At 63.1% G+C, this 25130-nt stretch carries 21 protein-coding genes; 13 read left to right on the top strand and 8 right to left on the bottom strand.

Going from position 1 to position 25130, the window contains the following annotated elements; genetic code table 11:
* Positions 1-4 precede the first annotated feature (4 nt).
* Complete coding sequence (locus tag LOY54_RS26800) at positions 5-1435, bottom strand: PLP-dependent aminotransferase family protein (RefSeq protein ID WP_093378042.1); 1431 nt, start codon at positions 1433-1435, stop codon at positions 5-7.
* A gap of 178 nt (positions 1436-1613) precedes the next feature.
* On the opposite strand from LOY54_RS26800, the gene LOY54_RS26795 reads away from it, so the two are divergent.
* The gene (locus tag LOY54_RS26795) at positions 1614-1844 is read left to right on the top strand and encodes a DUF1127 domain-containing protein (protein ID WP_045199613.1); all 231 of its coding nucleotides are present in this window, start codon (positions 1614-1616) and stop codon (positions 1842-1844) included.
* Here the strand turns inward: LOY54_RS26795 and LOY54_RS26790 are convergent.
* A complete protein-coding gene (locus LOY54_RS26790) occupies positions 1841-3145 on the bottom strand; it encodes an FAD-binding oxidoreductase (RefSeq protein ID WP_258608628.1) in 1305 nt (434 codons plus the stop codon). The genes LOY54_RS26795 and LOY54_RS26790 overlap by 4 nt on opposite strands.
* Positions 3146-3259: 114 nt before the next feature.
* Here LOY54_RS26790 and LOY54_RS26785 point away from each other — a divergent pair, with 114 nt between their 5' ends.
* Positions 3260-3613, top strand: a complete 354-nt coding sequence (locus LOY54_RS26785; protein WP_038998046.1) for a YkgJ family cysteine cluster protein — start codon at positions 3260-3262, stop codon at positions 3611-3613.
* Between the two features lie 3 nt (positions 3614-3616).
* On the opposite strand, the gene dadR is transcribed toward LOY54_RS26785, so the two are convergent.
* Positions 3617-4105 carry a transcriptional regulator DadR gene (dadR, locus tag LOY54_RS26780; RefSeq protein ID WP_008366790.1) on the bottom strand — a complete coding sequence of 163 codons (489 nt, stop codon included), beginning with the start codon at positions 4103-4105 and terminating at the stop codon, positions 3617-3619.
* A 156-nt stretch (positions 4106-4261) separates the two neighbouring features.
* Here dadR and dadA point away from each other — a divergent pair, with 156 nt between their 5' ends.
* The 6 genes from dadA to LOY54_RS26750 all read left to right on the top strand — a co-directional run bounded on the left by dadA (position 4262) and on the right by LOY54_RS26750 (position 10313).
* Positions 4262-5563, top strand: coding sequence for a D-amino acid dehydrogenase (gene dadA / locus LOY54_RS26775; RefSeq protein WP_045199621.1), 1302 nt, complete (start codon positions 4262-4264; stop codon positions 5561-5563).
* Positions 5535-5888, top strand: coding sequence for a RidA family protein (locus LOY54_RS26770; RefSeq protein WP_010225843.1), 354 nt, complete (start codon positions 5535-5537; stop codon positions 5886-5888). Before dadA ends, LOY54_RS26770 begins: the two co-directional genes overlap by 29 nt.
* Positions 5889-5984: 96 nt before the next feature.
* Positions 5985-7058 carry an alanine racemase gene (alr, locus tag LOY54_RS26765; RefSeq protein ID WP_258608626.1) on the top strand — a complete coding sequence of 358 codons (1074 nt, stop codon included), beginning with the start codon at positions 5985-5987 and terminating at the stop codon, positions 7056-7058.
* Between the two features lie 108 nt (positions 7059-7166).
* On the top strand, positions 7167-7715 hold the full coding sequence (locus tag LOY54_RS26760) for a cupin domain-containing protein (RefSeq protein ID WP_010225839.1): 549 nt from the start codon (positions 7167-7169) through the stop codon (positions 7713-7715).
* A gap of 157 nt (positions 7716-7872) precedes the next feature.
* Entirely contained in the window at positions 7873-8277 is a 405-nt protein-coding gene (locus LOY54_RS26755; protein WP_045199625.1) for a cytochrome c5 family protein, read from the top strand.
* Between the two features lie 122 nt (positions 8278-8399).
* On the top strand, positions 8400-10313 hold the full coding sequence (locus LOY54_RS26750; RefSeq protein ID WP_258608624.1) for an acetyl-CoA hydrolase/transferase C-terminal domain-containing protein: 1914 nt from the start codon (positions 8400-8402) through the stop codon (positions 10311-10313).
* A gap of 67 nt (positions 10314-10380) precedes the next feature.
* Here the strand turns inward: LOY54_RS26750 and LOY54_RS26745 are convergent, their stop codons facing one another.
* Both LOY54_RS26745 and rep read right to left on the bottom strand, forming a co-directional pair.
* The gene (locus LOY54_RS26745; RefSeq protein ID WP_045199628.1) at positions 10381-10953 is read right to left on the bottom strand and encodes a xanthine phosphoribosyltransferase; all 573 of its coding nucleotides are present in this window, start codon (positions 10951-10953) and stop codon (positions 10381-10383) included.
* Between the two features lie 63 nt (positions 10954-11016).
* Positions 11017-13026: a DNA helicase Rep gene (rep, locus tag LOY54_RS26740; RefSeq protein WP_038998055.1), complete on the bottom strand. Its 2010-nt coding sequence runs from the start codon at positions 13024-13026 to the stop codon at positions 11017-11019.
* A gap of 265 nt (positions 13027-13291) precedes the next feature.
* On the opposite strand from rep, the gene LOY54_RS26735 reads away from it, so the two are divergent.
* Positions 13292-14962: a bifunctional diguanylate cyclase/phosphodiesterase gene (locus LOY54_RS26735; protein ID WP_258608622.1), complete on the top strand. Its 1671-nt coding sequence runs from the start codon at positions 13292-13294 to the stop codon at positions 14960-14962.
* Positions 14963-14990: 28 nt separating this feature from the next.
* On the opposite strand, the gene LOY54_RS26730 is transcribed toward LOY54_RS26735, so the two are convergent.
* Complete coding sequence (locus tag LOY54_RS26730) at positions 14991-16382, bottom strand: NorM family multidrug efflux MATE transporter (RefSeq protein ID WP_093378066.1); 1392 nt, start codon at positions 16380-16382, stop codon at positions 14991-14993.
* Between the two features lie 155 nt (positions 16383-16537).
* Here LOY54_RS26730 and LOY54_RS26725 point away from each other — a divergent pair, with 155 nt between their 5' ends.
* Positions 16538-17482 (top strand): LysR substrate-binding domain-containing protein, encoded by a 945-nt coding sequence (locus tag LOY54_RS26725; RefSeq protein ID WP_045199635.1) that lies wholly within the window; start codon positions 16538-16540, stop codon positions 17480-17482.
* 155 nt (positions 17483-17637) lie between these two features.
* Positions 17638-19617, top strand: coding sequence for a methyl-accepting chemotaxis protein (locus LOY54_RS26720; protein WP_258608619.1), 1980 nt, complete (start codon positions 17638-17640; stop codon positions 19615-19617).
* A gap of 96 nt (positions 19618-19713) precedes the next feature.
* Here the strand turns inward: LOY54_RS26720 and LOY54_RS26715 are convergent, their stop codons facing one another.
* Both LOY54_RS26715 and LOY54_RS26710 read right to left on the bottom strand, forming a co-directional pair.
* A complete protein-coding gene (locus tag LOY54_RS26715) occupies positions 19714-21111 on the bottom strand; it encodes a VOC family protein (RefSeq protein ID WP_258608617.1) in 1398 nt (465 codons plus the stop codon).
* 95 nt (positions 21112-21206) lie between these two features.
* The gene (locus LOY54_RS26710) at positions 21207-22103 is read right to left on the bottom strand and encodes a LysR family transcriptional regulator (RefSeq protein WP_038998061.1); all 897 of its coding nucleotides are present in this window, start codon (positions 22101-22103) and stop codon (positions 21207-21209) included.
* Between the two features lie 135 nt (positions 22104-22238).
* Here LOY54_RS26710 and LOY54_RS26705 point away from each other — a divergent pair, with 135 nt between their 5' ends.
* Together LOY54_RS26705 and LOY54_RS26700 are read left to right on the top strand one after the other, a co-directional pair.
* A complete protein-coding gene (locus tag LOY54_RS26705; RefSeq protein WP_258608610.1) occupies positions 22239-23729 on the top strand; it encodes an aldehyde dehydrogenase family protein in 1491 nt (496 codons plus the stop codon).
* 111 nt (positions 23730-23840) lie between these two features.
* On the top strand, positions 23841-25127 hold the full coding sequence (locus tag LOY54_RS26700) for an FAD-binding oxidoreductase (protein WP_258608609.1): 1287 nt from the start codon (positions 23841-23843) through the stop codon (positions 25125-25127).
* Positions 25128-25130 lie beyond the last annotated feature (3 nt).

Genomic DNA, 25130 nt, shown 5'->3' with positions numbered 1-25130 from the left:
AAAGTTACCCGGCGCCGTGCTCCTGGGCCAGTAGACGAATGGCGGTTTCGCCAACCTTGCGCACTGCCGCTTCGATTTCGGCACTGGGGCGTGCGGCGAAGTTCATCCGCAGGCAGTTACGGTACTTGCCCGAGGCCGAGAAAATACTGCCGACGGCAATCTGCACGCCCTGCCCAAGTAAAGCCCGGTTCAGGCGCAGTGTGTCGAAACTTTCCGGCAATTCCACCCACAGCATGAAACCACCCTGGGGCCGGCTGGCGCGGGTGCCCGGTGGAAAGTAGCGGGTAACCCAGTCGCTCATCTGGTCGCGCCCGCGCTGGTACTGGCTGCGCATGCGCCGCAGGTGCGGCTGGTAGTGGCCGCCTTCGATGAAGTCGGCAATTGCCAGTTGCGGCTGGGTGGCGGTGCAGCCGGTGCTGATGTACTTCATGTGCAGCACCCGCTCCAGATACCGCCCCGGGGCCGCCCAGCCAATGCGCAGGCCTGGCGCCAGGGTCTTGGAGAACGAGCTGCAGAGCAGCACTCGACCGTCTTCGTCGAACGACTTGATGGTCCGCGGTCTGGGATAGGTGTAGGCAAGGTCGCCATACACATCGTCTTCCAGGATCGCTACGTCGAAGCGTTGCGCCAGGGTCAGTAAGGCCTTCTTGCGCGCCTCGGGCATGATGTAGCCGAGCGGGTTGTTGCAGTTCGGGGTGATCTGGATGAGCTTGATCGGCCACTGCTCCAGGGCCAGTTCCAGGGCTTCGAGGCTGATCCCGGTGAGCGGGTCGGTGGGGATCTCCAGGGCCTTCATGCCCAGGCCCTTGAGGGTTTGCATGGCGCCATGAAAGCTGGGCGAATCCACTGCGACGATATCGCCGGGCTGGCACACCGCGCGGATGCTGCTCGACAGCGCCTCGTGGCAGCCGGTAGTCACCACCAGGTCGGCCGGGCTGACAGTGCAGCCGGAGTCGAGCATCAGCCGGGCGATCTGCTCGCGCAGGGCGCGGGTGCCAGAGATGGTGTCGTAATACAGGCCGGGCATGTCCTGGCGTCGGCTGAGCTGGGCCAGGCTGCGCAGCAGCGGCTTGAGGGTCGGGCTGTCGATATCGGGCATGCCGCGGCCCAGTTGCACCACGTTTTTATTCGGCTCGCTGCGGATCAGCTCGATGACCTGCTCCCATTGGGAAATATCCACCGGCCGTTGTGCCGGGCGGCTGACATCGGGGAGGGCGGGCAGGCTGCGGTTGTTGGGCACGAAGTAGCCGGATTTTGGCCGTGGTGCAGCCAGGCCGTTGTCTTCCAGCAGGCGATAGGCCTGCTGCACCGTGCTCAGGCTGACACCATGTTCGATGCTCAGGGCGCGTACCGAAGGCAAGCGGTCGCCGGGACGGTATAGGCCTTGTTCGATACGGGCACCGAGCAGCTCGGCGAGGTTGATGTACAACGTCATGGCATACTCCGGAAAACGACTACAGCGACAGACCAATACAGATGAGGAAAAAATACAGCATTCAGTAGGAAATCTACCAATTCTGTATGGAAATAATAGTCGGTCTTTGGATCTGTAATGGTTTTGCCTTGACGCGCATGCTTTCTCCACGGTTCACACACCCTGGAGGTAACAAGCAATGAGCGGCATGAGCGATGTGCGCCTGAAACTGTATGCCGAAGAACTGAGCCGCGAGCAGCGTACCCAGCTGTTCAGTGCGCCCACCGGTCTCAGTCGCTGGGGCCTGATGGCGCACCGTTGGCATACCCGCAGGGCACTACTGGCGCTGGACGCAGCGCAACTGCGCGACGTCGGCCTGACTCCTGAGCAGGCCCGTGAGGAAGGCTTGAAGCCGTTCTGGCGGTCTTAGACCAGCTCTTTCATCCGATGCCAGAGCATGCCCAGGGCCAGCAGCGGCGAGCGTAGGTGTTTACCGCCCGGGAAGGTGATGTGCGGCACCCGCGCGAACAAGTCGAAGCGCCCGCTGTGCTGGCCACTGATGGCTTCACCGAGCAGCCTGCCGGCCAGGTGCGTGGCATTCAGGCCGTGGCCGGAGTACGCCTGGGCGAAGTACACGTTGGGCTGATTGGGTAGGCGGCCGATCTGCGGCAGGCGATTGGCACCGATGCCGATCATTCCGCCCCATTGATAGTCGATGCGCACATCGGCGAGCTGCGGGAACACCTTGAGCATTTTCGGCCGCATGTAGGCGGCGATGTCTTGCGGATCGCGTCCGGAGTAATGACAGGCACCGCCAAACAGCAGCCGGCGATCGGCCGACAGACGGTAGTAATCGAGGGCCACGCGCTGGTCGCAGACGGCCATGTTTTGCGGCAGCAACTGGCTGGCCTGGGCTTCGCTCAGAGGCTCGGTGGCGATGATGTAGCTGCCGGCGGGCAGCACCTTGCCACCGAGTTCGGGGTTCAGGTCGTTAAGGTAGGCGTTGCAACCGAGCACCAGGGTGCTGGCCAATACCGAACCTTGCGCGGTGTGCACGCGCACCTGCTGGCCATAGTCGATGCGCGTCACCGCAGACTGCTCGAACAGGCGCACGCCTAGCTTGCCAGCCACCACGGCCTCGCCCAGGGCCAGGTTGAGCGGGTGCAAATGCCCGGAGCCCATGTCGATCAAGCCGCCAACGTAGCGGTCCGAGCCGACCACGCTGTGCATCTGCTCCGGCGATACCAGGCGTAGCTCGTGGCGGTAACCGAGGTTGCGCAGTTCTTCGGCATCCTCGGCGAAACCTTGCAGGTCGCGCGGTTTGTTGGCCAGGTCGCAGTAACCCCAGGTCAGGTCGCACTCTATGCTGTGCCGCTCGATACGCTCGCGGACGATGTCTACCGCTTCCAGGCCCATCAGCTTGAGCTCGCGCACGCCGTCGCAACCAAGGATCGAGGTGAACTGCTCAAGGCCGTGGCCGACGCCACGAATAAGCTGCCCGCCGTTACGCCCACTGGCGCCCCAGCCGATTTTGCGCGCTTCCAGCAGGATCACATTGAGGCCGCGCTCGGCCAGTTCGATCGCCGTGTTCAGCCCGGAAAAACCACCGCCGACAATACAGACGTCGCAACTCAGTTCGCCCTGCAGCTGTGGATAATCCGCTTGTGGGGCGCTGCTGGCAGCGTAGTAGGAAGCGGTGTGCGAGGCGGGCTGCTGAACGCCGGCGTTCATGGCGATGTCCTGGTTCTGAGTGTTTGGAAAATTTTACGCAGGATAAGCTGCGCTTTCAGGGGTGGGCAACCGTAGGGCAAAATAGAGCGCCAGACTTCTTTGCCGCAGGCCGCCATGAGTTGCAACAGCCACAAGATCCGCTTCCTGCGCGAGCAGATCCCGTCGTTTGAATGTGTGCCGGGCTGTCACGACTGTTGCGGGCCGGTCACCACTTCGTCAGAAGAAATGGCCCGCCTGCCGCGCAAGAGCGCCGCCGAGCAGGAAGCCGCGCTGGCGGAACTGAACTGCGTGCACCTGGGCCCCAACGGTTGCACCGTGTACGAAGAGCGGCCGCTGATCTGCCGCCTGTTCGGTACCACGCCGAAGCTGCCATGCCCCAATGGCCGCGGCCCGGCCGAGATGATCGATCCGCAGGCCGAGAAGCTGGTCCACCAGTACATCGCCAGCACCCGCCAGGTGCTGGTCTGAACCTCAGTCCGGAATCGGCAGGTTGAGGCTTTCCTTCACCTCTTCCATGACGATGTAGCTCTTCGACTCGCGCACATGCGGCAGCTTGAGCAGGATGTCGCCAAGCAGCTTGCGGTACGAGGCCATCTCGGAAATCCGCGCCTTGACCAGGTAATCGAAGTCGCCCGAGACCAGGTGGCACTCGAGCACGTGCGGCAACTTCAGCACGGCACGTCGGAACTCTTCGAAAGTGTCGCCCGACTTGTAGTCGAGGCTGATCTCGACGAACACCAGCAGGCTGCCCTTCAAATGCTGCGGATTGAGCCGGGCGTTGTAGCCCATGATGATCCCTTCGCGCTCCAGGCGCCGGACCCGCTCGGTGCAGGGGGTGGTCGACAGGCCGACCTTTTCGCCCAGTTCAGTAAACGAGATGCGTCCATCGGCCTGCAGGATGCGCAGGATATTGCGGTCGATCTTGTCCAGTTCACGCTTGCTTTGGTGCTGGGTTCTCATAGTGGATGCCCCTCCGTAAAAGCCAACCTTGCCGAGAATTCTCGCCAAATATAGGCTTTTATATAGTGAAAAGCACTGGTCATACCTTCCTATACTGCGCGCATCTACGCCATTAACAACAAATGTCAGCGGTACGCTGCGTCGAGGGTAATAAACATGCGAGTTCTGGTACTTGGTAGCGGTGTGATCGGAACCGCCAGTGCCTACTATCTGGCACGGCAAGGGTTCGAAGTCGTCGTGGTCGACCGTCAACCGGCAGTCGCCATGGAAACCAGCTTTGCCAACGCCGGCCAGGTCTCGCCTGGTTACGCTTCGCCCTGGGCTGCCCCGGGCGTGCCGCTCAAGGCCATCAAGTGGCTGCTGGAGCGCCACGCGCCCCTGGCCATCAAGGCCACCGCCGACATCGACCAGTACCTGTGGATGGCGCAAATGCTGCGCAACTGCACCGCCAACCGTTACGCGGTGAACAAGGAGCGCATGGTGCGCCTGTCCGAGTACAGCCGTGACTGCCTCGACGAGCTGCGCGCCGAAACCGGCATTGCCTACGAAGGCCGTACCCTGGGTACTACCCAGCTGTTCCGCACCCAGGCGCAACTGGACAACGCCGCCAAGGACATCGCCGTCCTCGAGCAGTCCGGCGTGCCGTACGAAGTCCTCGACCGCGAAGGCATTGCCCGCGTCGAGCCGGCCTTGGCCAACGTGACCGATATCCTTGCCGGCGCCCTGCGCCTGCCCAACGACCAGACTGGCGACTGCCAGCTGTTCACTACCCGCCTGGCGGAAATGGCGATCAAGCTTGGTGTCGAGTTCCGCTTTGGCCAGGACATTCAGCGCCTGGACTACGCCGGTGATCGCATTAACGGTGTATGGATCGACGGCAAGCTGGAAACCGCCGACCGCTACGTGCTGGCCCTGGGCAGCTACTCGCCGCAGTTGCTCAAGCCGTTGGGCATCAAGGCCCCGGTCTACCCGCTCAAAGGCTACTCGCTGACCGTGCCGATCACCGATCCGGCCATGGCCCCGACCTCGACCATTCTCGACGAAACCTATAAGGTCGCGATCACCCGTTTCGACAACCGCATCCGCGTCGGCGGCATGGCTGAGATCGCCGGTTTTGACCTGTCGCTGAACCCGCGTCGGCGCGAAACCCTGGAGATGATCGTCAACGACCTTTATCCTCGTGGCGGCGACCTGAGCCAGGCCAGTTTCTGGACCGGCCTGCGCCCGACCACCCCGGACGGTACGCCGATCGTCGGTGCTACCCCGTTCCGTAACCTGTTCCTCAACACCGGTCACGGTACGCTGGGCTGGACCATGGCCTGCGGTTCCGGTCGCCTGCTGGCCGATCTGATTGCGCGCAAGAAGCCGCAAATCAGCGCTGAAGGCCTCGATATCTCTCGCTACGGAAAACACCAGGAGCCTGCCAAGCATGTCAGTCCAGCGCCAGCTCACCAATGAGCGCATGAGCCAGATCGTTACCCACAACGGCACCGTGTACCTCGCGGGCCAGGTCGGTGACGACATGAACGCCGGGATCGAGCAGCAAACCCGCGAGACCCTGGCCAACATCGAGCGCCTGCTGGACCTGGCCGGCACCGACAAGAGCCGCCTGCTTTCGGTGACCATCTATCTCAAGGACATCGACGCGCATTTTCAGGGCATGAACGCGGTGTGGGACAAGTGGCTGCCAAAAGGCGTCGCCCCGGCCCGTGCCACCGTTGAAGCCAAGCTGTGCGAGCCGGAAATCCTTATCGAGCTGTCGGTGGTCGCCGCACTGCCGTAATACCCGATCCCTCACCCGGTGCCGCCGGCGGCCGACCAGCTGCCTTCGAGCACCGGGCTTTTTACTTCTAACCAGACTGCCCAGAAGGCTGCCGTCATGCGTCCCGCCCGTGCCCTGATCGATCTTCAAGCCCTGCGTCACAACTATCAACTTGCCCGCGAACTGACCGGAGCCAAAGCCCTGGCCGTGATCAAGGCCGATGCCTATGGTCACGGTGCCGTGCGTTGCGCCCTGGCCCTGGAGCAGCACGCCGATGGTTTTGCCGTGGCCTGCATCGAAGAGGCGCTGGAGCTGCGCGCAGCCGGGATCAAGCCGCCGGTGCTGTTGCTCGAAGGCTTCTTTGAAGCCAGCGAACTGCAACTGATCGCCGAGCATGACCTGTGGTGCGTGGTGCATTCGCTGTGGCAACTGGAGGCGATCGAACAGGCGCACCTGAGCAAGCCGATTACAGTCTGGCTCAAGCTCGACTCGGGCATGCACCGGGTTGGCCTGCATGCCAAGGACTACCAGGCCGCGTACCAGCGCCTGCTGGCCAGCGGCAAGGTTGCACGTATCGTGCTGATGAGCCACTTCGCCCGTGCCGATGAGCTCGACAGCGAGGCCAGCAACGAACAACTGGCGGTATTCCAGGCCGCACGCCAGGGCTTGAGCGCCGAGGTCAGCCTGCGCAACTCGCCGGCCGTGCTCGGTTGGCCGAACATGCCCAGCGACTGGGTGCGCCCGGGCCTGATGCTGTACGGCGCCACGCCGTTCGAAGTGCCCCAGGCTCAAGCGACGCGCCTGCAGCCGGTGATGACCGTGCAATCACGAGTGATCAGCGTGCGTGAGCTGCCAGCCGGCGAGCCGGTAGGCTACGGTGCCAAGTTTGTCAGCCCGCGGCCGACCCGGGTTGGTGTGGTGGCCATGGGTTACGCCGATGGCTACCCGCGCCAGGCGCCAAACGGTACGCCGGTGCTGGTGGCCGGCAAACGTACCCAGCTGATTGGCCGGGTATCGATGGACATGCTCTGCATTGACCTCACCGACGTGCCTGAAGCGGGCCTCGGCAGCCCGGTGGAACTGTGGGGCAAAAACGTGCTGGCCAGCGAAGTGGCCATGCACGCTGGCAACATCCCTTACCAGATTTTCTGCAACCTCAAGCGCGTACCGCTGGACTACAGCAGCGATTAAGGCGCCAAAGCGGACAGGCTGCGGGTCGAAGTGTTGTAAATACTGAACGCTGTTGCGATGATAACGTTCAATTTCGACCCCACTCGTTCGTTTAGGAGGGCTCCAGCTTTGGACGTCGGTGAACGACTGCAAGCCATACGCAAGCTCAAGGGCCTGTCACAGCGTGAACTCGCCAAACGTGCGGGCGTCACCAACAGCACCATCTCGATGATCGAGAAGAACAGCGTCAGCCCTTCCATCAGCTCGTTGCGCAAGGTGTTGAGCGGTATTCCGATGTCCATGGTCGAGTTCTTTTCCGAAGAGCTGCAACCGGAAAACCCCACCCAGATCGTCTACAAAGCTCACGAGCTGATCGACATTTCGGACGGCGCGGTGACCATGAAGCTGGTCGGCAAGGCGCACCCGAGCCGGGCCATTGCCTTTCTCAACGAGGTTTACCCACCGGGTGCCGACACCGGCGAAGAAATGCTCACCCACGACGGCGAAGAGACCGGCATCCTTCTTGAAGGTCGTCTCGAACTGGTAGTAGGCCTGGAAACTTTCATCCTCGAAGCGGGCGACAGCTACTATTTTGAAAGTACCAAGCCGCACCGTTTCCGCAATCCTTACGATGAGCCGGCCCGGCTGATCAGCGCGGCGACTCCGGCCAACTTCTAGCGGGTATTGCGCGGCGGATTGTCGCGGCTAAGACCCTTTGGACACTAGGGTTGTTTCGGTGAGGCAGGGTTCCCGTTATACTTGCGCCGCCTGCGAAACCGTGGCCGCGGGCGTGACTAGCCACCATGAGGGTGTACGCGTGAATCTAATCAAGAAAATGCTGGCCGTACCAGCTGCCGTATTGGCCCTTTGGGCAGTCAGCGCTCAAGCTGCGACCAACGACGACATCGCCAAGCGACTGGAACCGGTCGGCCAGGTGTGTGTTCAGGGGCAGGAATGCAAGGGAATGGAAGTCGCAGCCTCTGCTGCTGGCGGCGGTGCCAAGACCCCGGATGAAATCATCGCCAAGCACTGCAATGCTTGCCATGGCAGCGGCCTGCTCGGCGCGCCGAAAATCGGCGATACCGCCGCCTGGAAAGAGCGCTCCGACCACCAGGGTGGTCTGGACGGCATCCTCGCCAAGGCCATTACCGGTATCAATGCCATGCCGCCGAAAGGCACCTGCGCCGACTGCTCGGATGACGACCTGATGGGCGCCATCAAGAAGATGTCCGGCCTGTAAGCCCAGCGCTTGCCCAACAAAGCCCGCCACGTGCGGGCTTTGTGCTTTTTAGCGCTGGCCAGCGCAGCAATCTGGCGGCATGCTCGGTGCAACCTGTTCAAGGAATGCCACAGGAGGCCGCGATGGCGTACAGCTGTTCGATCGACGATGCCGTAGACCAGGTGCTGGCGCGCCTGCCCGCGCATATCCACATGGGCCTGCCGCTGGGGCTGGGCAAGCCCAACCGCTTCGTCAACGCCCTGTATGCGCGAATCCGCCAGTTGCCCGAGCGGCAACTGACCATTTACACCGCTTTGAGCCTGGGCCGCCCGGACCTGGGCGACGGCTTGCAGCGGCGCTTTCTTGAGCCCTTCATCGAGCGGGTGTTCGCCGACTACCTTGAGCTGGACTACCTGCACGACCTGCGCCGCGACCAGTTGCCGGCCAACATCCGTGTCGAGCAGTTCTTCATGCAACCCGGCAGCCTGTTGCACAGCACCATGGCCCAGCAGGACTACGTCAGCAGCAACTACAGCCATGCCGCCCGCGATATCAACGCCAAGGGCTTGAACCTGGTGGCGCAGCTGGTAGCCGAAGATCCGGCACATCCCGGCCAGTTGAGCCTGAGCTGCAACCCGGACATCACCCTCGACCTGCTGCCAATGATTGCCCGCCGCCGGGCAGCCGGCGAAACCATCCTCATGCTCGGCCAGGTGCATGCCGAACTGCCGTACATGCCGGGCGCGTCCGAGCTGCCCCGCAATGACTTCGACCTGCTGATCGACCGCCCGGAAAACACCCGGTTGTTCTCCACGCCGAACATGCCGGTGACCACCCAGGACCATTTCATCGGCCTGCATGCCAGCACCCTGGTACGCGATGGCGGCACCCTGCAGATCGGCATTGGTGCCATGGGCGATGCGCTGACCGCAGGGTTGCTGGCGCGACAGGCTGACAGCGAGGCGTACCAGGCATTGCTGGCAGATATCAACCTGACGCCCTGGCATAGCCTGATCGAACGCGAAGGCGGCCTCCAGCCCTTTGCCCGCGGCCTGTACGGCTGCAGCGAAATGTTCGTCAACGGCCTGCTGGCACTGGTCGAAGCCGGAATCATCCGCCGCCCGGTGTACCCGGACGAGTCGCGCCAGCAGGCGGCCAACAACGGCGAGCTGGATGACCAGGGTGTGCTGGTGCATGGCGGCTTCTTTCTTGGCCCTCAGGCGTTTTACCAGCGCCTGCGGGAAATGCCGCCAAGTCAGCGCAAACGCTTTGCCATGAGCGCCATCAGCTACATCAACGAGCTGTATGGCCAGGAGTCGCTCAAGCGCCTGCAGCGCCGGGATGCGCGCTTTATCAATACAGTGTTCACCATGACCTTGATGGGCGCCGGGGTCGCCGACCAGCTGGAAGACGGCCGGGTGCTCAGCGGGGTCGGCGGGCAGTACAACTTCGTTGCCCAGGGCCATGCCCTGGAAGGCGCGCGTTCGATCCTGCTGCTGCGCAGCTGGCGTGAGTCAGGCGGGGAGGTCAGTTCCAACCTGGTCTGGGAATACGGCCATTGCACCATTCCCCGGCACCTGCGCGATATCGTCGTCACCGAATACGGAATCGCCGACCTGCGCGGGCAGACCGATGCCGAGGTGATTGCCCGTTTGCTGGCGATCACGGACTCGCGCTTTCAGCCCGAACTGATCGAGCGGGCGCAGAAGGCCGGCAAGTTGCCGAAGGATTTTTGCCTGGATCAGCGCTTCAGCGACAACACCCCCCAGCGTTTGCAGGCGCTGCGTGACCGCCACGCACGGTTGTTCCCCGAGTATCCGCTGGGCAGTGATTTCACCGCCGAGGAGCGCGATTTGCTGCGGGCGCTGAACTGGCTCAAGAGCAAGTTCAAGTTGAGTGAGGTGCTGGAACTGGGCAAGGCGGCGCTGGATGCACCGGCGCCCGAGGCGTTTCCTGCGCAGTTGGCGCGGATGAACCTGGCGCAGCCGCAGGGGCTGAAGGAAGATCTGTATCAGCGGCTGTTGCTGGCGGGGTTGCAGGCGACAGCTTATAACTGATCGCGGGGCAAGCCCGCTCCTACAGGCTGGTAGGAGCGGGCTTGCCCCGCGAAAAAGTCGGCGTTGATTACTCGATGAAAGTAACCACGCCATCTTTCAGCGACTTGACCCGGGCCAGCGATTCAACGCGGTAGCCCTGGCTGTCCAGCTCGGCGCGGCCGCCCTGGAACGATTTCTCGATGACGATACCCAGGCCGGCAACGGTGGCACCGGCTTGCTTGATGATCGAGATCAGCGCCTGGGAGGCTTTGCCGTTGGCCAGGAAGTCGTCGATCACCAGCACGCGGTCGCTGCTGTTGAGGTGGCGCGGGGAGATCGCCACGGTGTTCTCAGTCTGCTTGGTGAAGGAATACACCGAAGCCACCAGCAGGTTTTCGGTCAGGGTCAGCGACTGGTGCTTGCGCGCGAAAATCACCGGGACGCCCAGTTTCAGGCCGGTCATCACCGCCGGGGCAATGCCCGAGGCTTCGATGGTGACGATCTTGGTGATGCCCGAATCGGCAAACCGGCGGGCGAACTCGTCGCCAATCAGTTGCATCAGCGCAGGGTCGATCTGATGGTTGAGAAACGCATCGACTTTGAGAACCTGATCGGAAAGCACGATGCCTTCTTCGCGAATCTTCTGGTGCAGTGCTTCCACTGTGGTATTTCCTCGATGTAGCAAGAGTGGCCACGGCAATACGCCGCAGCAAAGGTTGATTATCTAACGTTTGAGCATGGCACGGATATCGGCCAGTGCGTTGTTGCCGCGAGCGGCCTTCACTTCGGTTGGCGCGTCGTCCAGGCCCTCCCAGGCCAGGTCGTCGTCGGGCAACTCGTCCAGGAAGCGGCTCGGCGAGCAATCGATGATTTCGCCGTACTGCTTGCGCTTGGCAGCAAAGGTGAAGGCCAGGGTCTGACGTGCTCGGGTAATCCCGACGTAGGCCAGGCGCCGTTCTTCTTCGATAGTGTCGGCTTCGATGCTGGAACGGTGCGGGAGGATTTCCTCCTCCATGCCCATGATGAACACGTAGGGGAACTCCAGGCCCTTGGAGGCGTGCAGGGTCATCATCTGCACGCCTTCGGCGCCGTCTTCCTCTTCCTGCTGGCGCTCGAGCATGTCGCGCAAAACCAGCTTGCCGATGGCCTCTTCGATGGTCATGCCGCCGTCTTCGTCTTTCTCGAGGGTGTTCTTCAGCGCCTCGATCAGGAACCAGACGTTGCTCATGCGAAAATCCGCAGCCTTGTCGCTGGAGCTGTTGGTGCGAATCCAGTTTTCGTAGTCGATGTCCATGATCATGCTGCGCAGGGCTGCGATCGGGTCTTCCAGGGCAACCTGTTCGCGGACCTTGTCCATCCAGCGCTTGAAGCGCTGCAGGCGGTCGGTATAACGGCTGTCCAGGTGCTCGCCAAGGCCCAGCTCCTCGCTGGCGGCATACATCGAAACCTTGCGCTCGGTGGCGTAGTTGCCGAGCTTTTCCAGGGTGGTCGAGCCGATTTCCCGGCGCGGTACGTTGATCACCCGCAGGTAGGCGTTGTCATCGTCCGGATTTACCAGCAGGCGGAAGTAGGCCATCAGGTCTTTGACTTCCTGGCGTCCGAAGAAGCTGTTGCCGCCCGACAGGCGATACGGCACCTGGTGGTGCTGCAGCTTCAGCTCGATCAGCTTGGCCTGGTAGTTGCCCCGGTAAAGAATGGCGAAGTCGCTGTAGGGCCGGTCGGTGCGCAGGTGCAGGCTGAGGATTTCCATGGCTACCCGTTCGGCCTCGGCTTCCTCGTTCTTGCAGCGGATCACGCGGATCTCGTCGCCGTGGCCCATCTCGCTCCACAGCTGCTTTTCGAAGGCATGCGGGTTGTTCGAGATGAGCACGTTGGCGCAGCGCAAAATGCGGCTGGTGGAGCGGTAGTTCTGCTCGAGCATCACCACTTTCAGCGACGGGTAGTCGTCCTTGAGCAGCATCAGGTTCTCGGGCCGCGCGCCGCGCCAGGCGTAGATCGACTGGTCGTCGTCGCCAACCACGGTGAACTGGTTGCGCGTGCCGATCAGCATCTTCACCAGCAGGTACTGGCTGGCGTTGGTGTCCTGGTATTCGTCGACCAGCAGGTAACGGACCTTGTTCTGCCACTTTTCGAGGACATCGGGGTTGTCCTGGAACAGCTTGACCGGCAGCAGGATCAGGTCGTCGAAGTCCACCGCGTTGAACGCCCGCAGGGTGCGCTGGTAGTGCGCATAGACTACCGCGGCGGTCTGCTCCTTGGGGTTGCGGGCGTTTTCCAGGGCTTCGGGCGGCAGGATCAGGTCATTCTTCCAGGCACCGATCATATTCTTGATCTCGTCGACACCGTCGTCGCCCGAGTATTCCTTCTGCATGATGTCGGTCATCAGGGCTTTGACATCGGTCTCGTCGAAAATCGAGAAGCCCGGTTTGAAGCCCAGCCGTTCATGCTCCTTGCGGATGATGTTCAGGCCCAGGTTGTGGAAAGTCGACACGGTCAGGCCGCGGCCTTCGCCCTTGCGCAGCAGGGTGCCGACCCGCTCTTTCATCTCCCGCGCGGCCTTGTTGGTGAAGGTCATGGCCACGATGTACTGGGCACGGATGCCACAGTTCTGGATCAAGTGCGCGATCTTGCGGGTGATCACGCTGGTTTTGCCGGAGCCTGCACCGGCGAGCACCAAAAGAGGGCCGCCGACGTAGTTCACGGCTTCTTGTTGCCGGGGGTTGAGTCGGGACATGACGAAAACCGGGGACGCTAGAAAAATAGCCGGGCATTTTAGCAGGGGTAGAAAGTTTCTGCCGCGACCGTCTGACAGTGTGACGTACCACGCGATCTAAATTTGCCGCATTTGATACTTTCCCGCAGGATGCGTGGCGAAACCTGCGGGATGTCGGCAATGGAATGGCATGACTTTAAGTGAAAATCATTTTCATTAATGGTTTAGGATACGCATTCTCGCTGCCCATCGTCATTTGACTGTGTCTACGTCCTAAGGAGCCAGCTTGTCTACGCCCGTCGAACCCTTGCGTTTGCTCCTGCTGGCCGATGAGCCGGAATGGGCCATTGTGTTGCGCGAGTGTCTGCTGCCGATGGCGGGCCAGGCGGTATTGCTGACCGCCCCGAACTGGGAGGCGGTCGACAGCCTGTTTGCCAATGACCGCAATGCGCTGGTGCTGGCGACCCCGCAACTGCAGCCGGCACCCGGGCGCTGCGTACTGCCGATGGTATTGCTGCTCGAGCATGAACCGCAGGTGCCGCCGCCGGGTGTCAGCGACTGGCTGATTCGTGACCAACTGACCAGCAATATCCTGCGCCGCAGCCTGCGCCATGTTCGCGAGCGCGGCGTCCTCGAAGCGACCCTGCAACGCCTGGCCGAACAGGACCCGCTGACTGGCATCGCCAACCGCCAGGGTTTCCAGACCCTGCTGGCTGCGCGCCTGGCCGACAACGAAGGGCGCGGCGTCGCCCTCGGGCACCTGGACCTGGACAACTTTCGCCATGCCAACGACGCCCTCGGCCACCAGGCCGGCGACCGGTTGATCCTGCAGGTGGTGGGCCGGCTGAAGAGCCAGCTTGAAGCCGGCGACCAGGTTGCACGTCTGGGCAGCGACGAATTCGCCCTGTTGATCGATACCCGCCGCGAGCCGCAGCGCGCCGAATGGATGGCCGAACGCATCACCGAAGCCCTGGCCGAACCTTACTGGATCGACGGCGAAAGCCTGTTGCTCGGCTGCAGCCTGGGGGTTGCCCACGCCCGCGCCCAGGGTGGCGCCGACCCGCTGATGTGGCATGCGCACATCGCCATGCAGCAGGCCAAGAGCACCCAGGGCTGTACCTTTCACGTCTTCAACGAACGCATCAACCGCAACGCCCGCAGCCTTGCCGACCTGGAAAGCGAGCTGCGCCGGGCGCTGCGCCGCGACGAGCTGGAGCTGCATTACCAGCCGCGACTGAACCTGTCCGACGGGCGCATTGTCGGCCTCGAAGCCCTGGTGCGCTGGCGCCATGCCGAACGCGGGCTGCTGCCGCCCAGCGAGTTCGTACCGCTGGCCGAGCAGAGTGGGCTGATCGTGCCTTTGGGCTACTGGGTCATCTCCCGGGCCCTGCGCGACATGCAGGCGCTGCGTGAGCAGGGCCTGGCGCCGTTGCACATGGCGGTGAACCTGTCGTTTCGCCAGTTTCAGGACAGCCAGCTGTTGGCGACCCTGAGCCGGCTGATCATCGAACACGGCGTCGATGCCCGCTGGCTGGAGTTCGAGCTGACCGAAACCGCCGTGATGCGCCGCAATGACCTGGTCAAACAGACCATGGACGCCCTTGGGCGCCTGGGCGTGCGCTTCTCGCTGGACGATTTCGGCACCGGCTTTTCGTCGTTCGTGCACCTCAACAGCCTGCCGATCACCTTGCTCAAGGTCGATCGCAGCTTTGTCGGCGGCATGGAGCAGCGTGAAGAAAACCGCAAGCTGGTGCACGCGATGATCAACCTGGCGCACAACCTCAACCTCGAGGTGGTGGCCGAGGGCGTGGAAACCCCGGAGCAAATGGACCTGCTGCGCAGTTTCGATTGCGATCAGGTGCAGGGGTTTCTGATCAGCCGGCCGTTGCCGATTGATGCGTTGATGGCGTATTTGCTGCGCGGGCCGGCGCAGCAAGCAGCATCGCGGGTCATGTAGGAGCGGGCTTGACCCGCGATGGGGCCCTTCAAACCACTGAAGCAGTCACCTTGTTCACCCCAGCGGCACTGCCCAGCAAGCGCTTCATCCGCCATTCGAATGCCAGGGTCAGGCTCACCGCCGCACACGCCAGGCCCAGCGCCAGCCCCCACCACACGCCTACCGCGCCCAGGCCGAGGTTGAAGGCCAGCAGCCAGGCCGCCGGCGCACCGATCACCCAGTAACAGAACAGCCCGACCAGGAAGGTGGTCTTGGCATCCTTGAGGCCTCGGATCGAGCCCATGGCAATGGTCTGCACGCCGTCGAACAGCTCGAACCAGGCGGCGACCATCAACAGGCTTACCGCCAGCTGGATGATGTCGGCAAAGGCCGGGTCACCGTGGTCGAGGAACAGCCCCACCAGCGGGTCTGGCAGCAGCCAGAAGAGGATGGCGAACATCAGCATCATCGCCGCGCCAAAACCGATACCCACGCGGCCGGCATGCCGTGCCCCCAACAGGTTGTCGGCGCCGTAATAGAGCCCTACACGCATGGTCACGGCGTACGACAGGCCGGCCGGAATCATGAATGCGGTAGAGACGATCTGCAGGGCGATCTGGTGCGCGGCAAGCTCGGTGCTGCCGAGCACGCCCATGCACAGCGCGGCGAAGGCGAACAGGCCGACCTCGACGGTGTAGGTGCCGCCAATCGGCAGGCCCAGGCGCCACAGCTCACGCAGGGCTGGCCACGACGGGCGGCTCAGGCCCTGGCGAATCGGGTAGGGTGCATAGGCCGGGTGCCAGCGGATATACAGCGCCATGGCCACGGCCATGCAGTTGGCAACGATTGCGGTCACCAGGCCGATACCCACCAGGCCCAGCTTCGGCAGGCCGAACATGCCTTCGATCAGCGCATAGTTGAGCAGGAAGTTGGCTACCGTGCCGATCAGGCTGATGACCATCACCGGCGTCGAGCGGCCAATGGCGCTGGTAAAGCCGCGCAGGGCCATGAAACTCAGGTAGCCGGGCAGGGCGAAGGGCAGCAGCAGCAGGAACTGCGCGGCCGCCTCGACGTTGTTCGGGCTCTGGCCGAGCAATAGCAGTACCGGCTCCAGGTTCCACAGCGCCAAAGCCGCCACCAGGGCCATGACCCAGGCCAGCCACAACCCGGCCTGGGTCAGGCGGGTGGCGCCGGCGATGTCGCCAGCACCCTTGCGAATCGCCACCAGGGTGCCGACGGCGGCGATCACGCCCAGGCAAAAGATCGACACGAACGAATAGCTCGCCGCGCCCAGGCCGCCACCGGCCAGGGCCTGCGGGCTGATGCGGGCCATCATCAGAGTGTCGGTGAGCACCATCAGCATGTGCGCCAACTGCGAGGCAATCAGCGGCCCGGCCAGGCGCAGCAAAGCCTTGAGTTCTTGGGTAGGCGCAGCCTGCATGGAGTCGTCCTTTTCTTACGCGATAGATTCAAAGCGTGAAAGTCTGAGGCTTGGTGCGGTTATCCACAAAAGGATAATAGCGATGGTTGGCATGATTAAAACTCATGGGAGTATGATCCAGTCGATTGCCTGTGGATAACCCGGAGCCCGCCGCCATGTCTCGCCGTTTACCGCCTCTGTATGCACTGCGGGCCTTCGAAGCGGCGGCCCGGCATAGCTCGTTCACCCGCGCCGCAGATGAGTTATCGATAACCCAGAGTGCCGTCAGCCGGCACATCCGCACCCTTGAAGAGCACTTTGCCTGCCGTTTGTTCGTGCGCAATGGCCGCAGCCTGCAACTCAGCGAAGCGGCGCGTTTGCTGTTGCCAGGGGTGCGCGAAGGCTTTGCCGCGCTGGAGCGGGCCTGCAACACCCTGCGCAGTGAAGACGACATCCTGCGCATGAAAGCCCCTTCGACCCTGACCATGCGCTGGCTGCTGGCGCGCCTCAGTCGCTTTCGCCACCTGCAGCCGGGCAACGAAGTGCAACTGACCAGCGCCTGGATGGATGTCGATCATGTCGATTTCAACCATGAGCCTTTCGACTGCGCGGTATTGCTCAGCGACGGTCACTTTCCGCCGGACTGGGAGGTCAAGCGGCTGTTTTCCGAGCTGCTCATCCCGGTAGGCGCGCCCGAGCTGCTCAAGGAAGGGCCGTGGGACGAGCGGCGCCTGGCCGGCGTCGAGCTGCTGCATCCAACCCCCGACAAGCGCGACTGGCGCAGCTGGCTGGCGCGCATGGACCTCACCGACAAGGTGTCGCTCAAGGGCGGCCAGGTATTCGATACCCTGGAGCTGGGCATGATCGCCGCCGCTCGCGGTTATGGCGTGTCCATGGGCGACCTGCTGATGGTTGCCGAAGACGTCGCCCAGGGCCGCCTGAGCCTGCCGTGGCCGACAGCGGTTGCCAGCGGCCTGGATTACTACCTGGTCTGGCCGCGAACCCGCCCCGGTGGCGAGCGTCTGCGGCGTCTGAGCGACTTCCTGCAGGGCGAGGCGGATTCGATGGACTTGCCCAAGGTTCAAATTCTGGGGACATCAGCGGCAATCGGAGCGAGTTGACCGTTTGCGCAGGATAACCCTGTTGCACGCTCAAGTATTGCGTCAGGCCGCCGAAGCAGAGGCATCAGAGCCACGCCTAGATGGTTCGATTCCCGTATCGATGCGGACGGTCAGCGTGATCAGGACGATCCCGGCCCCTCTTGCCAGGAGCTTCCATGTCTCAACCCCGTGCCCGGATTGCCTCGCAACTCGGTATCGCCCTTGCCATCGTGCTGGCTGTGGTGATTACCGGTAGCACCCTGTTTGCCCTGCGTTCGCTGGACAACGCCAACCTGAATACCCGCCAGGAACACCTGGCCAGTGAAGCGCGCCTGCTCGCCGATCAGCTCGACACTTTCCACAGTACCCTGCGCGAAAGCACCCAGCGCCTCAGCGGGCTGTTCGAGAAGCGCTTTGCTGCCGGTTTGCAGCTGCATCCAGGGGAGTCGGTGACGGTTGCCGGGGTTGCCACGCCTGCGCTGTATCTGGGCGAGCAACTGCTCAACAACGACTTTCGCCAGGTGGATGATTTTCGCCAGATGACCGCAGGCGTTGCCACCTTGTTCGTGCGCAGCGGCGACGACTTCATTCGCATCAGCACCTCGCTGACCAAGCAGGACGGCAGCCGCGCCATTGGCACCCTGCTGGATCGCCAGCATCCGGCCTACGCGCGCTTGCTAGCCGGTCAGGCCTACGTTGGCCGGGCCAACCTGTTCGAGCGCGACTACATGACCCAGTACACCCCGGTGCGTGACGGCAGCGGGCGGGTGATCGCGGTGCTGTTTGTCGGGTTCGACTACACCGACGCGCAGAAGGCCCAGTTCGCCAACCTCGGGCGTTTTCGTATCGGCCAGACCGGTTCACTGGCCTTGCTCGACGACAAGCAGCACTGGTTGGTGCCGCCAGCAGGTGTGCGTGCGGACAGTCAGGCGGCGCAGGCGCTTGCCGGCTTCACTGCGGGCGAAGGGCGTTTCTGGCATGACGGCGTCGAAGAGCTGTTCAGCGTGACCGTGGCGTTTGCCGGCGGGCCGTGGACGGTGGTGGCAAGCATGCCGAAGGCGGAAATCCGCGCAGTGACCTGGAGCGTCGGCACGCGCCTGGCCATCGGCAGTTTGCTGGCGATGTTGCTGGCGGTCGCCGCCACCCTGTGGCTGTTGCGCCGCCGTCTGCGCCCCTTGGCTGACCTCTTGCAGCAGGCGCAGGCACTTGGCGCCGGTGACCTGCAGGCGCGCTTGCGGGTATCGAGCGATGACGAAATCGGCCAGTTGGCGCACAGTTTCAACCAGATGGGCGAAGCCCTGGCGAGCATGGTCGAGCACATTCGCGCAGCAGCGGAGCAAGTCAGCAGCCGCGCCCAGGCCTTGTCGGGCATGTCCTCCGGGGCCTGTGAGGGCATGGAGCAGCAGTCTGGCGAAATCACCAGCATGGCCGGCGCTGTCGAGCAGTTCAGCGCCACCTCGATGAACATCGCCGAGAACATGGGCAGCACCGAACGCATGGCCCAGGACAACGTCCAGCAAACCCACATTGGCCGTGCCTCGATGAACCAGGCGTCATCGTCCCTGGAGCAGATCGCCAGCGCCCTGGCCGGCACCGCCACGGTGATCGACACCCTGGGCCTGCGCTCCGAAGAAATTGGCGGCATCGTCGGCGTGATCACCTCGATTGCCGAGCAGACCAACCTGCTGGCCTTGAACGCTGCCATCGAAGCGGCGCGGGCCGGTGAGCAGGGCCGGGGCTTTGCCGTGGTCGCCGACGAGGTACGCAACCTGGCCTCGCGCACCCGTCAGGCCACCGATGAAATCTCGGCGATGATCGGCAGCATCCAGCAGGAAACCGGCAATGCCATCAGCACCATGGAGCAGGGCAACCGCCTGATGCAAGAAGGCCTGGAACGCAATGCCAAGGTTGCCGCAGCGCTGGCGCAGATCGATGAGCGCAGCCGCTCGGCGGGTGAGCAGTTTGCCGCCATTACCACCGCTACCCAGGAGCAGAGCAGCACGGCGAACGTGCTCAGCCGCAACCTGCAGAGCATTGCCCTGGCCAACAGCGAGCAGCATGAGGTGGCGACTAACCTGGCGGCTACCGCGCGTGAGCTTGAGGGGTTGGCGGGGCAGTTGCGGCAGGAAGTGGACAGGTTTCGGGTTGGGCGGTGACGCCATCGCGGGTTAAATCGAGGCGTCGCACCGCCGCTCCCACAGACTTTGTAGGAGCGGCGGTGCGACGCCTCGACTTGACCCGCGATGAGGCCCTCAAAGCCCAGGCATATCCAGCGCCTGCGCACAGGCCATCAGCGAGCGCCGCTCACTTTCGGCATACAACGCCAACTCATCCTGCACCGGCTTGCCCAGCGCCTGTTCGAAGGCGTCGCGGTTGGCGTTGCTGCCGTACTCGCTCTGCGCATCATCACCCAGATTCGACTGGAAGATTCCCGCCGCACTGACCGGCAGAAAGTCCTCGTACACCAGGGCCTCGAAGTGGATATGCCCGGCATCGATCAACGCCTGCAGTGACGTCGGCCGCTGAGCATCGCCGCGCGCCGCCAGGCCACGCTCGGTGGCAAAGTAGCGGAAGTACGCCAGCCCCTGCTCGCGCATCTGCGCCAGGTCATCGGGGAAGGCCTTGAAGCTGTCGCTGAGCAGGCTCATGTAGCGCTCGGCATTGGCCTCGGCCGGCACACCACCTAGCGCCGCCCGGGCGCGATCGAGCAGTTGGTCGTAAAGCTCGCGGCCCTTCGGCGTCAGCGCCGCACCCCGTTGTTCGATCTCGCCAAAGCGCGCGGTATGGCTGCCGCTGCCTTCACCATGCTGATCGGTGAACGCGACCTTTTCCTGCAGCGCCTTGAAGCTGGTCTGACGCAGCAGTATCGGGCAGCGGCGCGGTGGCGGCCCTTCGATCACGGCTTTGGGCGGAATGCCCTTGGCCGGCATGCCCAGCTGAATGGCATCGATGTCCAGGGTGCGTGGGGTCAGGTGATTGATGTGCGGGCCCTTGAAGGCCACCACATCGGCAATCAGGCGGTGCTGGTCGTGCAGTTGCTGGTACTGCTCGGCGGTCACCGTGGCGTCCCGGTGCCAGCGGAAGGTATGCAGGGCTTCGTCGACAAACGCCTGGGCATCGTCGGTATTCAGGCCGCCAGCACGCTCGAACTGTTCGATCAGTTGCAGCGCGCGCGGAGTGAAGATCTGCCGCCGGGCAAGAATCTCGCGCGCCAGTTCACGCAGCGCCGGGTTGTCGATCAGTTCCAGGCGCAGCAAGGAGGTGAAGACCCGGAACGGGCTGATGTGCAGCGCTTGCTCGTGCACGGCGCGAAAGGCGGTGGAATGCACCGGCACACCGGCGCAGCTCAAGTCGTAGTAGCCCACCGGCTGCATGCCCATTACCGCGAACAGGCGGCCGATGGTCGCAAGCTCTTCGGCGGTTCCGACGCGAATGGCGCCGTGGCGTTCCTGGTCGAGGCGCTCGATTTCGCCGGTCCAGCGCAGGGCCTGGGCAACTTCGGGTTGCTTAGCCATCACCTGCTGATTAATTTCGCTCACCAGCGACAGCAGCGTGCCGTACAGCGGCACTTCTTGCTTGTACATGAGCGACATGGCGGCCGAGAACTGCGCGCGAATGCTGTCCGGGCTGACGAAATCTTGAGCGGGCATCGAAAGCTTCCTGGTAAGTGGGCACCCTTACATGAAAGCGAGGAATGCAGTACCTGCACAAGCGAAAAAAAGTCGATGCGTCATTCCAAAAATTATCAATCTTGCCCGGCCAGCTCAGCGCGAATCCAGTCGACCAAGGCGCGCACCTTCGGCACTTCGGCGGCATGCTCGGAAAACGCCAGGAAATGCGCGCCATTGCTACGCATGCTGTGCTGCCAGGGCACGACCAGTTTGCCCTCGGCCAGCTCCTGGGCCACCAGGTAGCGCGGCACCAGGGCCACGCCGCAGCCGGACTGGGCAGCACTGAGGCTCATATAGAAGGTGTCGAAGCGCGGCCCGTGATAGCTATGGGCCGAGTGCAGGCCTTGCTCCAGGAACCACTCATGCCAGGCCTCCGGGCGCGAGGTGCTTTGCAGCAGCACCAGTTCGGCCAGTTCGCTGGCGTCCTTGAGTGTGCGCCCCTGCAACAGCTCTGGCGCACACACCGGCAGCACTTCTTCACCGAACAGCTCGATGCAGGTCGCGCCAGGCCAGGTGCCCTGGCCAAAGAAGAACACCACGTCGGCGGTCGCCTGCAACAGGGCGAAGGGTTCCATTTCGTTGCGGATGTCGAGGTGGATGTTCGGGTGCTGCTTGCCGAAGCCCTTGAGGTGCGGAATCAGCCAGCGCACGCCAAAGCTCGGTTGAGTGGCTACCTTGAGGACTTCGGTCTGCTCGCCGTAGGACATGATGTAACGGCTGGACATATCGACCTGGGTGAGAATCTTGTTGACCTCGGCCAGGTACAGCGCGCCTGCTGGTGTCAGCTGCAGGCGCCGACGGATGCGCAGAAACAAATGATGGCGGAGCATCTCTTCAAGCTGGGCCACCTGCTTGCTCACTGCGCTCTGGGTCAGGTGCAGCTCCTCGGCGGCGCGGGTGAAGCTCAGGTGCCGGGCGGCAGCCTCGAAACACTGCAGGGCGGCCATCGATGGCACCAGACGTTTGGACATAGCGGTCTCTAAGCCAGTAGATCATTACCTGGCGGAATGATATGCAGAATAAAGGTCGTTTGTTGCGCCAGAGTGATCGGATTAATACTGATCCCTATCACTATTTCAACCACTCATCGCATGCAGGAGAAGAAAATGGTTGATGGACTGCTTGACCGCCTCGGTGTCCCGGCCACTGCCTACACCCACGGTAACCATCCCGTTCACACCCCTATCGATGGCAGCGCGATTGCCGCGGTGCACCTGGAAAGCAAAGCCCAGGTAACCGCCAAGATCGATCAGGCCGAAAAAGCCTTCCAGGCCTGGCGCAACGTCCCGGCCCCACGCCGCGGTGAGTTGATCCGCCTGTTCGGCGAAGTATTGCGCAAGCACAAGGCCGAGCTCGGCGAGCTGGTGTCGATCGAAGCCGGCAAGATCACCCAGGAAGGCCTGGGCGAAGTGCAGGAAATGATCGACATCTGCGACTTCGCCGTCGGCCTGTCGCGTCAGCTCTATGGCCTGACTATCGCCTCCGAGCGCCCGGGCCACCATATGCGTGAAACCTGGCACCCGTTGGGCGTGGTTGGAGTGATCAGCGCCTTCAACTTCCCCGTCGCGGTCTGGGCCTGGAATACCACCCTGGCATTGGTGTGCGGCAACGCCGTGGTCTGGAAGCCGTCGGAGAAAACCCCGCTGACCGCGCTGGCCTGCCAGGCGCTGTTCGAAAAAGCCCTGAAAGCCTTTGGTGATGCGCCAGAAGGCCTGAGCCAGTTGATCATCGGTGATCGTGAGGCCGGCGAAGCGCTGGTCGACGATCCGCGCGTGCCGCTGGTCAGCGCCACCGGCAGCACCCGCATGGGCCGTGAAGTCGGCCCGCGGGTGGCTGCACGTTTCGGCCGCAGCATCCTCGAACTCGGTGGCAACAACGCGATGATTCTTGCACCGAGTGCCGACCTGGATCTGGCCGTGCGCGGCATCCTCTTCAGCGCCGTCGGTACTGCTGGCCAGCGCTGCACCACCTTGCGCCGGCTGATCGTCCATCGCTCGATCAAGGACGAAGTGGTTGCCCGGGTCAAAGCCGCCTACGCCAAGGTTCGTATCGGCGACCCGCGCAAGGACAACCTGGTCGGCCCGCTGATCGACAAGGCTTCGTTCGAAGGCATGCAGGACTCTTTGGCGCGCGCCCGCGATGAAGGCGGCCAGGTGTTTGGCGGTGAGCGGCAGATTCAGGACCAGTACCCGAATGCCTACTACGTGGCCCCGGCGATCGTCGAGATGCCTGGCCAGAGCGCCGTGGTTCGTCATGAAACCTTTGCACCGATTCTCTACGTGCTGGCGTACGACGAGTTCGAAGAAGCCCTGCGCCTGAACAACGAAGTGCCGCAAGGTTTGTCGTCGTGCATCTTCACCACCGACCTGCGCGAAGCCGAGCGCTTCCAGAGCGCCGCGGGCAGTGACTGCGGGATTGCCAACGTCAATATTGGCACCAGCGGTGCGGAGATTGGCGGGGCGTTTGGCGGTGAGAAGGAAACCGGCGGTGGCCGTGAGTCGGGCTCGGATTCGTGGAAGGCCTACATGCGCCGGCAGACCAATACCGTGAACTATTCCCGCGAGCTGCCGTTGGCGCAGGGGATCGTGTTCGACTGACGGGCCCTATCGCGGGGCAAGCCCGCTCCCACAGGGGAGGTGATCTCTGTGGGGGCGGGCTTGTCCCGCGATCAGAACACCACCGCACAAGAATAAAACAGGAAGCCGGCCATGCCAGAACTGCGTCAACAATGCCTCTGGGAACACGTCACCCAGCCCGCCGCGTCATCCCGTGTGCTGAGCGCCGAACTCAAGGCCGATGTGTGCATCATCGGCGGCGGCATCACTGGCCTGTCGGCAGCCATCCACCTGCTTGAGCAGGGCAAGTCAGTCATCCTGCTCGAAGCCTGGAAAATCGGCCACGGAGGTTCCGGGCGCAACGTTGGCCTGGTCAACGCCGGCACCTGGATTCGCCCGGACGACGTCGAAGCGACCCTGGGCCAGAAGCAAGGCAGCCGCCTGAACAAGGTGCTGGGCGAAGCGCCGGGCGAGGTGTTCGCCACCATCGAACGCCTGGGTATCGACTGCCAGGCGCACAACAGCGGCACCCTGCACATGGCCCACAACGCCACCGGCGTTGCCGACCTCGAAGCCCGCCACCAGCAATGGAGCAGTCGCGGTGCCGATGTCGAACTGCTGACCGGGGCAAAGTGCGAAGAATATTGCGGTACCGACAAGATTTCCGCCGCGCTGCTCGATCGCCGCGCCGGCACCATCAACCCCATGGGGTATACCCAGGGCTTGGCCGCTGCGGTCGAGCGCCTGGGCGGGCAGATCTTCCAGCAGTCCGTCGTGCAAGGCCTGGAGCGTGAAGGCAGCAATTGGCGAGTGAAAACCGCCCAGGGTTCGGTCAGTGCCGACAAGGTGGTGATCTCCACCGGCGCCTACACCGAGGGCGACTGGACCAACCTGCAACGCCAGTTCTTCCGCGGTTACTACTACCAGGTCGCTTCGGTACCGCTGCAAGGCGCCGCTGCCGACAACGTGCTCAAGCACGGCCAGGGTTCATGGGATACGCGCACGGTGCTCAGCAGCATCCGTCGCGATGATCAGGGGCGGCTGTTGCTCGGCAGCCTTGGGCGGGTCGACAACAAGCCGGCCTGGTTCATCCGCAGCTGGGCCGATCGCATCCAGAACCATTACTTCCCGCAACTGGGCAAAGTCGAGTGGGAAATGCATTGGACCGGTTGCATCGACTTCACCCCGGACCACCTGATGCGCCTGTTCGAGCCAGCGCCGGGCATCGTCGCCGTTACCGGCTACAACGGCCGTGGCAACACCACCGGCACAGTGATCGGCAAAGCCTTCGCCCAGTACCTGTTGTGCGATAACCCGGATGCCTTGCCGATTCCGTTCTCGGCAATGAAACCGGTGTCGGCGCCGGCGCTGCGGACCGGCTTCTACGAAACCGGGTTCTCGCTGTATCACGCCGGGCAGTGCTTGCGCGTGGTGCTCTGACCG

Source organism: Pseudomonas sp. B21-032 (assembly GCF_024748965.1).
GTDB lineage: Bacteria > Pseudomonadota > Gammaproteobacteria > Pseudomonadales > Pseudomonadaceae > Aquipseudomonas.
This window is presented reverse-complemented; position numbering and strand designations above follow the sequence as displayed.